This is a genomic window from Petrotoga mexicana DSM 14811, from assembly GCF_002895565.1.
GTDB classification, from domain to species: Bacteria; Thermotogota; Thermotogae; order Petrotogales; family Petrotogaceae; genus Petrotoga; species Petrotoga mexicana.
On record NZ_AZRN01000009.1, the window covers coordinates 1 to 13,181 of the forward strand.

Annotated in this window: 14 protein-coding genes and 1 pseudogene; 7 read left to right on the top strand and 8 right to left on the bottom strand. The window is 36.3% G+C overall.

What is annotated here, in order from left to right; translation table 11 throughout:
- The 5 genes from X927_RS02650 to X927_RS02670 form a co-directional block, all read right to left on the bottom strand.
- Positions 1 to 442 (bottom strand): ABC transporter permease family protein (locus X927_RS02650; protein ID WP_146026565.1); only part of this gene is annotated, 442 nt, incomplete at its 3' end.
- A 58-nt stretch (positions 443 to 500) separates the two neighbouring features.
- Positions 501 to 2,390: an ABC transporter substrate-binding protein gene (locus tag X927_RS02655; protein WP_103076564.1), complete on the bottom strand. Its 1,890-nt coding sequence runs from the start codon at positions 2,388 to 2,390 to the stop codon at positions 501 to 503.
- A 158-nt stretch (positions 2,391 to 2,548) separates the two neighbouring features.
- Positions 2,549 to 3,709 (bottom strand): galactokinase, encoded by a 1,161-nt coding sequence (locus X927_RS02660; RefSeq protein ID WP_103076565.1) that lies wholly within the window; start codon positions 3,707 to 3,709, stop codon positions 2,549 to 2,551.
- A 13-nt stretch (positions 3,710 to 3,722) separates the two neighbouring features.
- Positions 3,723 to 4,706, bottom strand: a complete 984-nt coding sequence (gene galT / locus X927_RS02665) for a galactose-1-phosphate uridylyltransferase (RefSeq protein ID WP_103076566.1) — start codon at positions 4,704 to 4,706, stop codon at positions 3,723 to 3,725.
- Between the two features lie 109 nt (positions 4,707 to 4,815).
- Complete coding sequence (locus tag X927_RS02670; protein ID WP_103076574.1) at positions 4,816 to 5,838, bottom strand: substrate-binding domain-containing protein; 1,023 nt, start codon at positions 5,836 to 5,838, stop codon at positions 4,816 to 4,818.
- Positions 5,839 to 5,990: 152 nt separating this feature from the next.
- Between X927_RS02670 and X927_RS02675 the strand changes: the two genes are divergently transcribed.
- From X927_RS02675 to X927_RS02705, 7 genes are all read left to right on the top strand, one after another.
- Positions 5,991 to 6,326 carry a DUF5320 domain-containing protein gene (locus X927_RS02675; protein WP_103076567.1) on the top strand — a complete coding sequence of 112 codons (336 nt, stop codon included), beginning with the start codon at positions 5,991 to 5,993 and terminating at the stop codon, positions 6,324 to 6,326.
- 98 nt (positions 6,327 to 6,424) lie between these two features.
- On the top strand, positions 6,425 to 7,276 hold the full coding sequence (locus X927_RS02680; RefSeq protein ID WP_281255670.1) for an ATP-binding protein: 852 nt from the start codon (positions 6,425 to 6,427) through the stop codon (positions 7,274 to 7,276).
- On the top strand, positions 7,273 to 8,151 hold the full coding sequence (locus X927_RS02685; RefSeq protein ID WP_103076568.1) for an ATP-binding protein: 879 nt from the start codon (positions 7,273 to 7,275) through the stop codon (positions 8,149 to 8,151). The genes X927_RS02680 and X927_RS02685 overlap by 4 nt, the downstream gene beginning before the upstream one ends.
- 16 nt (positions 8,152 to 8,167) lie before the next feature.
- Entirely contained in the window at positions 8,168 to 8,494 is a 327-nt protein-coding gene (locus X927_RS02690; protein WP_103076569.1) for a NifB/NifX family molybdenum-iron cluster-binding protein, read from the top strand.
- A gap of 171 nt (positions 8,495 to 8,665) precedes the next feature.
- Entirely contained in the window at positions 8,666 to 9,037 is a 372-nt protein-coding gene (locus X927_RS02695) for a NifB/NifX family molybdenum-iron cluster-binding protein (RefSeq protein ID WP_103076570.1), read from the top strand.
- Positions 9,038 to 9,040: 3 nt separating this feature from the next.
- Entirely contained in the window at positions 9,041 to 9,418 is a 378-nt protein-coding gene (locus X927_RS02700) for a PadR family transcriptional regulator (RefSeq protein ID WP_103076571.1), read from the top strand.
- Positions 9,419 to 9,454: 36 nt separating this feature from the next.
- Positions 9,455 to 9,676, top strand: a complete 222-nt coding sequence (locus X927_RS02705) for a ferredoxin (protein WP_103076572.1) — start codon at positions 9,455 to 9,457, stop codon at positions 9,674 to 9,676.
- 60 nt (positions 9,677 to 9,736) lie between these two features.
- Here X927_RS02705 and thrS read toward each other — a convergent pair whose 3' ends face one another.
- From thrS to X927_RS02720, 3 genes and pseudogenes are all read right to left on the bottom strand, one after another.
- Complete coding sequence (gene thrS, locus X927_RS02710) at positions 9,737 to 11,659, bottom strand: threonine--tRNA ligase (RefSeq protein WP_103076573.1); 1,923 nt, start codon at positions 11,657 to 11,659, stop codon at positions 9,737 to 9,739.
- A 27-nt stretch (positions 11,660 to 11,686) separates the two neighbouring features.
- Entirely contained in the window at positions 11,687 to 12,751 is a 1,065-nt protein-coding gene (gene prfA / locus X927_RS02715) for a peptide chain release factor 1 (RefSeq protein ID WP_146026566.1), read from the bottom strand.
- Positions 12,752 to 12,943: 192 nt separating this feature from the next.
- Positions 12,944 to 13,181, bottom strand: a pseudogene (locus X927_RS02720) (methyl-accepting chemotaxis protein); the annotation flags it as partial.

Below are 13,181 nucleotides of genomic sequence, written 5' to 3' on the forward strand. Positions count from 1 at the left end.
TGTCTAATGTTTGTGCCCATGTTTTGTTTTTAAAGTATCCTGCAAGTGCCCCTATTATACTTCCTACTAACCAAGAGAGGATTGTAGTTGTTAATAGTAATCCAGCCGTCCAGGGCAGTGAGTCCATTATTAGCTCCATTACAGGTACAGGAAATTGAAAGAGTGATGGACCAAAGTCTCCATGTAGCAGTCTTCCCCAAAAGGCAACGTATTGTTGGAATATCCCTCCTTCTAATCCGTACATCTCTGTGAGCGATTGCCTTAATGCTTCAACAGCCGCTGGGTCTAAGAAGGCTCCTTGTGATGTCATTTGACTGATTACTTGTTGTACGGGATCAACAGGCGTTAGCCTGGGTACAATAAATACCACCGTTATCCCTACGAATACTACAACTAGAAATTGTATTATCCTTGGTAGCAAGTATCGCTTGAAAAATAGCAAGTGTTACACCTCCATAATAAGCCCCCCGAAGGGGGCTCAATGTATTTATCTGTAGCCCTTATTTTCTCCCTGTTGGTTCAAGGAAGGGGAGCATGTATTTGAAGTTTGGAAAACAATGGCAAGGCTGAGTATACAAATTATCAGGGCTTGGCCAATTGGTCCAATAATATTCATCATATACCAAAAACAAAGGATGAATAAAGGTTGGTATGGAAGGCATTTCTTCTACAAGTATTTTTAACCCTTCCATTCCGAGCTCAATATTTCTTGGATCATCCCAATCCAACTTTTCCATTTCTTCGATGATTTCATCCATCCTTGGATCTGTCCACCTAGAAGTAGCTCCGTTACCGACAGCTCGCTCTCCGATGGGCTTATAATATTGCGAATGCCAGACATTAAAAGTACGATGCAAATCCGGATGCCCACCCCATGGTTCCATTGCAGGCCAACCACCAGAAGCTTGATAATCACCCAAACTTGTCAAGTCTCCATGTGCTTCATTAGTCTCAACATTAACTTCTATCCCAAATTTTCTCCACTGCTGAGCTACGGCTATAGGATTTTTGTTATCAGCTTTAGCAGGGTCAGTAGCAGCTAATATTGTAATTTCCCAAGCTGTACCGTCTGGTAACAACCATTTGCCATTTTTATCTCTTGTAAATCCATTTCTTTCTAACAGTTGTTCCGCTACATCAGGTGCGTATTTCCACCATCCTGGCCCAAATAATTCTCTAATTTCTTCAGGATCATCAGGTACATCATATCCTCGGCTTCTAGCATATTCAGCAAGGCGTAATGGAGCGTCAGGATCATATGGTTTAAATGGTTCTCCATCAACTTCTATGTCTAGAGTAAAGTTTCTCAACCATTCTTCCATAGGTTCATAGTACCATTCTTGATATGCAGGAGTAGGAGGGAGGAGCATACTAGCCATAACTACAGCACCGTCATATGCAATAGCAGCCGCATCTACAATATCTATAGCTAAAGTCAATGCCCATCTTACATCTTTTATGTTGTATGGATATACATCATTATTTAACGTTATTCCTGTAGTACAAGGGTCTATATTAACAATCCAAGGATAATTTGGGTTGTAAGGTCGAGAATATTCATTTTGATTTATCACAGCTCTTAAACTTTCTGGTGTAAAATAGGCTACATCTAATTGGTGGTTGGATTGCTGTATCACTCTCATTTCAGCTGTACCATAGTAATAGAAGAGTACATTTTTTGGTTTTGGTTCACCAAACAACATTCCATTTGGGGTCCTATCCCAGTCTTCCCTCTTTTCCCAAAGTGTCCAATAACCAGCAGGATCATAATCTTTCAAAACATATGGACCACTGCTTATCGGAGGGTTGAAATCAAAGGTCAAAGGATCCTCTACTTTTTCAAAAATATGTTTTGGGAAAGGCCTCCATGCTCCCCATCTGTCTACAAAATTAGCGTGGAATCGGGAGTTGGGTTCTTTCAATTCAATTAGAACTGTATAATCATCTGTTTTGTAAACTTTGTCAATGTAAAGTTCAAACTGATCATGGTAAGCCATTCCAGGGGTTTTCATGGTTAGTTCAATACCGTAGACAATATCATCTGCAGTAATTTCAACACCATCACTCCAATAGCACCCTTTTCTTAACTTGATTGTCATCTGTGTAAAGTCTTCGTTGTAGATTGGACCTTCCGCGGCAAGAGAGTTAATAATTTCACCTAGAGCTTGTTCGTTCATCCATAATGGTTCTAACATCACCTGCTGTATTCCTCTTTGAGGCCATGTTGAAGCATTTATCCAAACATTAAATCTAGAAGGTGCCGTTACCCTTCCTGCAGTACTTTCAGCTATCAGTGTTTCATCACGAGGAATGTTCCCAGCAAGTTGACCAAAAAATATACTACTAAAAAGCAAAAATATCGATACAACGAAAAAAAACTTTTTCTTCATTTTTCCACACCTCCATATATTTAATATAGATATCGATACCGTGAACGATACCAAAACAATTATATCAGAGTTAACATTCGTTGCAAAACCTTGTTATGAACAGTTAGGGTAAGTTAAGGACAATTAAAAGAGATTATTCACATTTAGCTCAAATTTGCTTAGTTTTTGAGAATTTTTACTCCATTTTCGATCGTTGTTTCGTAAAAAGATGGCTCTATCATGGTTTTTTCATAATAATTCTTGAAAACTTGCTCTTTGAAAGTTTTTACGTGGCTTTTTTCCACCAAAGCAATGGCACACCCACCAAATCCTGCTCCAGTCATTCTAGCTCCCACGCAGCCTTTGGTTTTTAGAGCTTCGTCAACAATTGTATCTAGTTCGAAACCTGTCACTTCATAATCATTCTTCAAGGAATTATGGGATTGGATTAAAAGTGATCCAAAACCTTCAATATCGTTGTTTTTTAATAATTTAGAAGCCTGGATAACCCTTTGATTTTCTGTTATTACGTGCCTTGCTCTTTTTAACTCTATTTCATTATCAAGATATTTTAGATCTTTCTCACTACACTGGCATAAATTATCAACCTTTGTTTCTTTCGCTTGGTTTATTTTTTCTAAAGCACTTTCACATTCTTTTCTTCTTTGGTTGTATTGAGAAGAAGTGAGCTCTCTTCTTTTGTTCGTATTCATAATAATTAGAGAATACCCATCTAAATAACAAGGTATATATTCATAGTTTAAGTTTTGGGTATCAAGCAGTAAAGCCTGATTTTTCTTTGCATTTGCTATCACAAATTGATCCATTATTCCAGAGTTCACACCAATAAATTTATTTTCAACCCTTTGCCCTAAGAGGGCAAGGTATGTTCTATCGATTTCTTCAGGGGTTTGATTTTGAGATAAGAGCATGAATCCAATAAGCACTTCCAAAGCTGCAGAAGATGAAAGGCCCGCTCCATTGGGAAGTTCTCCTTTAATCAGAATATTACATCCCTTCAAGGGGAATCCATCTTCTAATAAAAACTTTATAACTCCTTTGGCATAGTTCCCCCAAGCATCTTCTTTCCTATAATCCACTTCCTTATTTAGATCGACTTTTACTTCGTTGGGAAAGTCCATAGATTTTAGGCAAATAAAATTATCGTCCCTCAAATTCATTAAGCCATTTATACCAAGGTTTATAGCTACCGGTAATACATATCCTCCATTGTAGTCTATATGTTCGCCTATAAGATTTATTCTTCCTGGAGAGAAGAACCTTCGTACTGGTTTTTCACTAACTCCGTAGATTTCTTGAAAAGTATTTAGTAAATCCATTTTGTCGACCTCACTATTGTATTTTTTTGAATTTTTCTATTGCATTTCTTAACGTAATGGCAGTTTCTTCCACCGCCATGGTATTTGCCGCAGCCCAAGCACCCATCTCGCTTGATGCGTACCATTTTATTTTATCCTTGTCTCTTAAAGGAGGATAGAACTCAATATGAAAATGATAGTATTTGTTGGAATCTGCATATTCCTCTGAATTAACAGGAGTTTGATGGATATTCATCATGTAGGGGAAAGGTTTGTCAAACAATGCATCAAAGCCACCAGTTAACAGTTTTAGCGCCTCAGCCAGGTCCCATTTTTCTTTTTCATCGAATTCTGATAAGTTGCCTTTGTGGGATTTGCTCACGATGAAAGCTCCATAGGGGTAGTCTGTAAAAAAGGGAAGATAAACGAGAAATGAATCATTCTCAAAAAGAATTCTTTTTTGAAATTCCTTTTCCTCTTTGTTCATTTCACAAATAAGGCATTTCCCATTTTCTTCATAATATTCTTTACAGTTGTCGAGTTCGACTTTTAACTTCAATGGAATCCAGGAATAGGCATATAATTGACCGTGTGGATGGAGCATTGTTACCCCTACTTCTTTTCCTCTATTTTCAAAAGGAAAGATGTATTTTATTTTTTCATCTTTTGAGAGTTCCTCAAATCTTTCAACCCATAAATTTACTAACTTAAATATATGTTCTACGGGTAGTTGAGGAAGAGTAATATAGTGATCAGGAGAATACAAAATTACTTCGCATTTTCCATAATTTTTTTCGACTTTGTACAAATCAGTCCCTTGTATATTTGGTTCATCTGGATCTAGTTTTAAAGCGGGAAAATCATTGTCGTATGCATAAACGTCATAGTCTGGAGGCACTTTTTTACCCGGCCCTGGACAAAAAGGGCACCAATCCTCAGGTAAATGGGGCCTATTTTGTCTATTATCAGCAACCATTGTGTATGTTTTTAACAAAGGGTTCCAACGTAATTCTGCCATACAATTCCTCTCCTTTTTTGTTTAAGATTTACTGCCTTTAATATCTCTAAACCTTCTTTAGCGCCCCTTCGCCCCGCAGCCCACCTATGATCCATATCTTATTTTATGTTTAAGAGTTTCTCACTACAAGTTCTACATCTAAAACTTTCCTTGTTGATGAGTTGTCTCTTTGATTACTTTTTATTCTTTTATACAACATTTGAAATGCCTCATATCCCATTTCAAACTTTTTAACTTTTACCGTTGTCAACTCTGGCTCGATTAATATTGAAAAGGCTATATCGTCGTAACCTACTACTGAAACATTTTGTGGAATCTTTAGATTATTTTCTTTCAAAGCTTTAATTGCACCATAAGCTATTAGATCGTTGTAGCAAAATATTCCGTCGAATTCTTCTTTTTTTCTGATCATTTCCATCGTTTTATCGTACCCTGCTTTAACGTGGTATCCTTCATGTATCCCTTCACATATCTTGATATCATCCTCCGAAAAAGTTAATCCTTTCTCTTTTAAAGCCTTTTTATAGCCTTGCAACCTTCCATATGAAGCAGAGTTATACAGTTGATCGGTGATCATTTTTATCTTTTTACACCCTTTTTCAATGAGGTATTTGGTTGCAAGATATCCCCCTTTTTCTTCATCACTGAATATCTCATCCACATTCCAACCGTCTATTTCTCTACCTACAAGTACTATAGGGAAGTGCTCTTTTATCAGTTCTTGAATATCTTCATAACTTTTTTGCATTGGAAAAAGGAGAATACCATCAACTCTCCTTTCTAAGAGAGTTTTTAAAAACTTTTCTTCGTTTTCGTATAAACCTTCAGAGTTCATAATTATTATTTGATAATCATTCTCCCTTGCTGCTTTATCAATACCTTTGAATACTTCAGAGAAAAAAGGGTTGGAGCTATCGGGCATGATCACTCCAATTGTATGGGTTACGTTAGATTTGAGCATAGTAGCGTATATGTTTTTAACATAGCCTAGTTCTTGGGCAATTTTTTCGATCTTTTCTTTTGTTTGAGGGTTTATATCTGGTTTATCGTTTAAAGCCCTTGATACAGTGTTAACAGAGACCCCTGCTCTTTCGGCGATATCTTTTATGGTTACAAAATTACTCCGACTTATTTTTACCACCTCTTCTTATGTTAACGTTAACGGTATCCATTCAATTTTACACCAAAAACCAAAAAAATCAAAATGATTTTTTGTTGACAAAAGAACGTTTTTTGTGTTATAATATATATGTAAAATGCATATATATGAAAGGAGGTTATCTTATGCCTTTTTTAGATGGAACCGGACCAAGAGGTTTAGGCCCAATGACGGGTAGAGGTTTAGGAAGATGCAGTGGTGCGTATGGTAGAGGTTTCGGTTATGGTGCAAGAGGATTCGGAAGAGGTTTCGGCTATGGCAGAGGATTTGGTTATGGCAGAGGATTCGGTTACGGACCAAGAGCCTACGGCGGATGGGCAGGAGCGTATTATCCACCAGCTTATCCTGTGGAAAGTGACAAGGCTTTTTTAGAAGCGCAAAGAGAGTATTTAAAAAACGAATTAAACTACATTGAAGGAATCCTAAAAGAAACAGACGATAGCCAGAAAAAAGACGAGTAAATTTAATATCAAGGCACAGCTCACTTTTAATCTAAAAATGAGTTGTGCCTGCCTTTATGTATCGTATATACATCACAACAGTTGAAGGAGAGATCAATTTGTCATTGAAGATAGCAATTTTGAGCGGAAAAGGAGGAACTGGGAAAACTACCGTATCTACTAATTTAGCCAAAGTTCTTTCAAAAAATATGAAAGTTTTGCTTTTAGATGCGGATGTAGAAGAGCCCAATGACCATTTATTCTACAACGTCACATTCGAAGAAGAAAAAAGCGTGGATGTACTCATACCAAAAGTAAACAAAGAAACTTGTATACTGTGTGGGCTGTGCGCAAGAGAATGTCAGTTTGGTGCTATTAATGTCTTTGAAAAAGGGGTATTAGTTTTCCAAAATTTATGTCACGGTTGTGGCGTTTGTTCTAAAATTTGTCCTGTAAGAGCTATCGATGAAGAACCTAAAAGCCTAGGAAAATTAAAATTTGGAAAAACAGATTTTTTTGACTTTGGGATGGGGCTTTTGAATATAGGAGAACCATCAGGTGTGAGGATAATTAGAGAATTGAAAAAATACATTTCGGATGACTACGATGTAACTATAATCGATGCCCCTCCTGGTACTTCGTGTCCAGTTGTGGAAGTTTTACAAAAGGTTGATTTTGCGGTTTTAGTAACTGAATCATCTCCCTTTGGATTACACGATTTGAAACTGGCGGTGTCGTTAGTTAAAGAAATGGAAATCCCTTACGGAGTGGTAATCAATCGCTACGATCCTGCATTTGCCGAGTTAACAGAGTACCTTGGGGAAGAAAAAATTCCTCTACTTATGAAAATCGATTTTGATAAGGAAATAGCTAAATGGTACTCTGAGGGGAAATTGATCGTAGATCAATCCGAAGAATTGCATAGAAATTTTGAACTTTTGTACGAAAATATAACAGAGGTGTTGGTATGAAACAAATAGCTATAATCAGTGGAAAAGGTGGAACCGGGAAAACAACGTTATCTGCTTCTTTGAGTTACCTTTTCCAAAATCCCGTAATGAGTGATTGCGATGTTGATGCATCCAACCTTCATTTGTTGTTATCACCTGTTGAGTTAAAACAAAACTATGAATACTATGGTGGGAAAAAAGCAGAAATAGATTACGAAAAATGCACTAATTGTGGTATTTGTAAAGACAAATGTAGGTTTGAGGCAATAGATTTTCAACAGGATAAATATGTTATTAACGAATATGCGTGTGAAGGTTGTAAACTTTGTGTACTCACCTGTCCCGAAAAGGCGATAAAACTTGTAGAAAATTTAGCTGGATACTATTATGAATCAAAATCTCCAAAAGGTGTTTTGGTTCATGGCGATTTGAATCCGGGGGAAGAAACTTCAGGAGGTTTGGTAGCTGAGATAAGAAAAAAGTCTTTTTCTGTGGGTGAAAATTTAAAAAAAGATGTTATCATAATAGATGGTGCTCCTGGCATAGGATGCCCTGCAACATCGTCTGTAGCTGGTGTAAACTATGCTATTATAGTTACCGAACCTACCCTTTCAGGATTCCATGACCTTCAAAGAGCGGTTGAAACTTTGAAGAAAATGAGAGTGAAGTTTGGCGTAGTAATCAATAAATTTGATTTAAACGAATCTGTGAGTTCTTCCCTGGAGGAATGGTGCTTTTCTGAAAATATAGATCTTCTAGGAAAGATACCTTTCGATGAAATGGTGAATTTAGCTACAAGAGAAGCCAAACCGATAATCTTGTACGAAGATTCTATTTCTTCAAAGTACATAAAATCTATATATCAAAAAATCTCACAAATACTTTTTAATAAATAAAAAGAGGGGTGTAAAAATGAAAATTGCAGTTCCATCTAAAGAAAAGATATTGGAATCCGAATTAGATGAAAGATTCGCGAGAGCAGCTTACTTTTTAGTTTACGATACAGAAAATGAAAGTTATGAGTTTTTTTCTCCTGACAATAGCCAGGAACACGGGGCAGGAACAAAAATTGTGAATGAACTTTCAGAACGGGGAATAGATGCAGTAATTTCAAAAAATGTTGGAGAAAATGCTTTGACAGCTTTAAAAGCGGCAAATATTAAAGCTTACATAGCTTCAGATGGCAACGTCAAAGAAAATATAGAACTTTTGAAATTAGAAAAACTTCAAGAATTCTAAAAGGGTTACAAGGTGGGGAGCAGGGTGAAGCCTTACCATACCTTTCCTTATGGCTGGGAAAGGGCGAAAGGGCAAAGCCTTTTGCTTTTCCTAATGGGCGGGCTGCGGGGCGAAGGGGCGCTAAATAAAGTTTCTAAGGACAATAATATTTAAAACTACAGGAGGGAAAAAATGAAGATAGCTATTCCATTGATAGAAAATATAGGTGAAGATTCAAGAATCAGTGAACATTTTGGGCATGCTCCTTACTTCGCCTTTTTGGATTTGAAAGAAAATAAAGAATACAGCTATGAAATAGAAAAGAACCCTTTGGAAAATCATTCAACAGGAGAGATCCCTCAATACATGCATGAAAAAGGTGTAGAATTAATGGTAGTCAGAGGGATTGGAATGAAGGCGATAAATGTTTTTGAAAATCTTAATATTCAGGTTATAAGAGGGGTAGATGGGACTTTAAAAGAAATAATTGAAGCAATTTCTTCTAACAATTTAAAAGATCGAGATTATACGGTGAAATCGAAATACCATGATCAAGGAGTCTAAAGAATGTCTGCTTACCAAAGAGGTAGAGGACAAGGATGGAGAGGCAAGGGTAGATTTTTAGCCAATTTTATTCTTTTAATCATTGCCGAAAACCCAACTTATGGTTATGAAATTGCCAATAACTTGGATGAACTGGGTGTGGAAACGATCGAAGGTATTGGTCAGATGGGCAGAATATACAGGATACTTTCAGATTTAGAGGGAAGTGGATATATAACTTCAAATTGGGATACTTCTAAGAGTCCACCTGTGAAGGTTTACACAATTACACCTTTGGGATTGGAGTATCTGAGAAACGCGCTTGAGGGTATTAAGATGGAATCAAAAGTTCTTGATACTTTTATTGACAAATGTGAAAAGATCCTTAACAAAAAAGAATAACTTAACTTTTAAAAATACCTTTGGGAGGCTTAAATTATGCGAAGAGAAGGAGGAGGTATGGGTAGCATAGGTTTTTGTGTTTGTGTGAAATGTGGCTACAAAAAACCTCATACACCCGGCGTCCCATGTCAAGATGAAAGATGTCCAAATTGCGGAAGCGTTTTATTACGTGAGGGTTCATATCATTATAATCAAGCAAAAAAGGCTTTAGAAAAGAAAAGAAACAAGAATTCAAACGAAAAAAATAATCTCAATTAAAAACATAAAATATTAAAGGCGCTCTTTTCGGAGCGCCCTTTATAAATCGGTATTATTAAATTAAAAAGTTAAGTCCAAATTTCTGTTCTTTATTTCATTTTTAATCTCTTCAATAAAACGCTCTTTTGAAACATTTTCTATGGTATCGCCTTTTCGAGTTCTTATATTTATAGTATCTGAATTCATTTCTTTTTCTCCAAAAACTATCATATACGGCACTTTCTTCATCTGTTCGCTTCTTATCTTGTATCCCACAGTAGCATCAGAATCATTTACATAAACCCTAATACCTTCTTGTTCTAGAACATGAGAAAATTTTTTGGCTTCTTCATTGAATTTTTCAGAAACTGGAAGAATCGATACTTGAACAGGAGAAAGCCAAGTTGGGAACTCACCAGCAAAGTTTTCTATTAAAATACCAAAGAATCTTTCTAAAGACCCAAATATAGCTCTATGAATCATAACCGGCCTTTTTTGTTCGTCGTTTTCATCTGCGTATACAATATCAAACCTTTCTGGCATCTGAAAATCAAGCTGAATAGTTGTACATTGCCATTTTCTTCCAAGGGAATCTGTAACGTTGAAATCTATTTTAGGACCATAAAAAGCCCCTTCCCCTTCGTCTATTCTATATTCCATATTGGTCTTTTCTAGTGCCTTTTTTAAAGCATCGGTAGCCCTTTCCCAACTTTCAATATCTCCCATATGATCTTCGGGCATCGTACTTAAGATGGCTTCGTATTTAAATCCAAATGTTGAAAATATTTCGTTTGTTAGTTGTATAACTTTTATTATTTCTTCCTCCATTTGTGACTGCGTGCAGAATATATGAGCGTCATCTTGAGTGAAAGCTCTGACTCTAAAAAGACCATGCAAAACTCCACTTCTTTCGTAGCGATGCACTTTACCAAATTCAAACATTCTTATTGGTAAGTCTCTGTAACTGACGAAGTTGTTTTTATATATAAGTATATGCCCTGGGCAATTCATCGGTTTAACCGCCATAGGCATATCTTCTTTCTCAGTGAAAAACATGTTCTCTTTGTAATGATCCCAATGCCCAGATTGATGCCATAATTTGATATTCATGATTTGAGGGGTTTCTACCTCTACGTATCCATATTTTTTATGAATTTGCCGGGCGTAAGACATCAATTCATTGAGAACAATCTTACCATTTGGTAGAAAAAAAGGCATACCAGGAGCCACTTCAGATTGTAACATGAATAAATTCAATTTTGGACCTAATTTTCTGTGGTCTCTTCTTTTTGCCTCTTCAATCATGTTTAAGTAATCGTCAAGTTGTTCCTTTTTAGGAAAAGCAGTACCATATATTCTTTGGAGCATCTTGTTCTTTTCGTCTCCCCGCCAATAAGCCCCAGATACGGATAAAAGCTTAAAGTATTTAACATATCCAGTAGAGGGAAGATGAGGACCCCTGCACAAATCATAGAAATCTCCTTGAAAATAAACTGAAATAGTGTCTTCTTCTAGTTCCTCAATTAATTCCAGTTTGTAAGGTTGATCTTTGAATAATTCTATAGCCTCTTTTTTACTTACTTCTTTTCTAATAATTTTTATATCTTCTTTTATAATCTTTTTCATTTCTTCTTCTATCCTTGAAAAATCTTCCTCTGAAAGGTTGTACCCTTCAATATCAAAATCATAATAAAAACCATTTTCAATCACCGGACCTATAGCAAGCTTGACTCTGTCCTTCCCAAAAACTCTTACCACCGCTTGAGCCATTATATGAGCCATCGTATGTCGATATATTTTTGGGGCTTTTTCATCATCCAAAGTTATTAACTTAATAGTTGAATCCCGCACTATAGGGGTATTTAAATCTTTTAATTCTCCATTAATTTCTGCAGCTATGGCCTTTCTGTACAGCCCTTGGGATATACTTTTGGCAATTTCTGCAGGGGTAATTCCGTCTTTAAATTCATGAACAGAATTATCTGGAAAAGTTATTTTCACCATTAGATCACCTCGAACAATAATTTAATTCTAAATTGTCAAACTTTCAAGTTTTTCTTTAAGATCTTTTTCTAGTAGCTTATCTATTATTTCATCTAAATCTCCATCAAGTATTTCGTTTATTCTATGAGTGGTATAGTGAATTCTATGATCTGTAACCCTATTTTGCGGAAAATTGTATGTCCTTATTTTTTCACTTCGCTGTGCGGTACCTATTTGTGATTTTCTCTCTTGTATAAGTTGAGATTGCTGCTCCTCTAACTTTATCTCAAAAAGTTTTGCTCTTAGTATATTTAAAGCTTTTTCTTTATTTTGATGTTGGGATCTTTCATTTTGACAAGTCACAACGATCCCGGTCGGTAGATGGGTTATTCTAACCGCAGAATCCGTTTTGTTAACGTACTGACCACCTGCCCCACTTGCCCTATAGGTATCTATTCTGAGATCATTCTCATTTATTTGAACATCTATATCTGTTGCTTCAGGTAACACCGCGACGGTGGCAGTGGAAGTGTGTATCCTTCCAGAAGATTCTGTTTGCGGTACCCTTTGTACCCTATGCACACCGCTTTCGTATTTCAACCTTCTGTAAGCACCTTGACCTTTTATTTTTAGTATGGCGGTTTTAATTCCACCGAGTTCGTTTTCGTTTAGATCAAGAACTTCATATTTCCAATTTTTTCTTTCAGCATACCGTAGATACATTCTCATTAACTCTGAAGCGAAAAGGCTTGCTTCATCCCCCCCGGTACCAGCTCTTATCTCCATAATGATATTTCTCTCATCATACTCATCTTGAGAAACTAAACCTTCTATGATTTTTTTTCTTGTTTTTTCTTGCTTTTCCTCTAAATCTTGGAGCATTGACTGATATTCTTCTTCAGAAACTTCGTTGTTTTCATACATTTCTTTTAACGCTTTTATGTCTTCTAGACTTTGTTCGTAACTCTCAAATAGCGTATTTAATTCCGAGAGTTTAGAATGCTCCTGTCCTAATTTTTTTAATTTTTCAATATCGTTAGTAACATCTGGATCACTTAGTTGTTTTTCTAGTTTTTTAATTTTTTTCTTTACTTCTTCTTTAAAATCTAATATATTCAACTTTCTCACCTTTTCTATTATATCATTTTTTTCTTTATTTGTTTTAGAACCATTTTGACCCATTACCTACTCTTTGGATCTGAAAATTACTTTATTTCAAAACCTGTTTTAGTGCGCTTCGCCCCGATCCCCGCCCATAAGGAAGGGGGATGGCTTTACCTCGTCAGAGGGGAAGGTTAGGTTATTTTATATTTTGAAACTTCCAACCAATCCTTTCAACTCTGTGGCTAACTCACTCAACTCTTTCGCTTCTTCGTTTATCCCTACCGCTTGTTTTACTTGTTCGTCTATTACACTTCTTGACCTTTCTAGTTGTTCACTTATCTCTGTTACCGCTTTCGCTACCCTGTCCATCGCTGTGCTCATCTCTTGCGCACTTGCACTTTGTTCTTCTGCACTTGCAGTCATGTTTTCTATCCCTTGG

Coding starts and splice junctions, on each gene's coding strand:
- X927_RS02705 (WP_103076572.1), top strand. CDS start 9,455: ATGCGAAGAGAAGGAGGAGGTATGGGTAGCATAGGTTTTTGTGTTTGT.
- galT (WP_103076566.1), bottom strand. CDS start 4,706: ATGGCAGAATTACGTTGGAACCCTTTGTTAAAAACATACACAATGGTT.
- X927_RS02685 (WP_103076568.1), top strand. CDS start 7,273: ATGAAACAAATAGCTATAATCAGTGGAAAAGGTGGAACCGGGAAAACA.
- thrS (WP_103076573.1), bottom strand. CDS start 11,659: ATGGTGAAAATAACTTTTCCAGATAATTCTGTTCATGAATTTAAAGAC.
- X927_RS02660 (WP_103076565.1), bottom strand. CDS start 3,709: ATGGATTTACTAAATACTTTTCAAGAAATCTACGGAGTTAGTGAAAAA.
- X927_RS02700 (WP_103076571.1), top strand. CDS start 9,041: ATGTCTGCTTACCAAAGAGGTAGAGGACAAGGATGGAGAGGCAAGGGT.
- X927_RS02655 (WP_103076564.1), bottom strand. CDS start 2,390: ATGAAGAAAAAGTTTTTTTTCGTTGTATCGATATTTTTGCTTTTTAGT.
- X927_RS02690 (WP_103076569.1), top strand. CDS start 8,168: ATGAAAATTGCAGTTCCATCTAAAGAAAAGATATTGGAATCCGAATTA.
- X927_RS02695 (WP_103076570.1), top strand. CDS start 8,666: ATGAAGATAGCTATTCCATTGATAGAAAATATAGGTGAAGATTCAAGA.
- X927_RS02675 (WP_103076567.1), top strand. CDS start 5,991: ATGCCTTTTTTAGATGGAACCGGACCAAGAGGTTTAGGCCCAATGACG.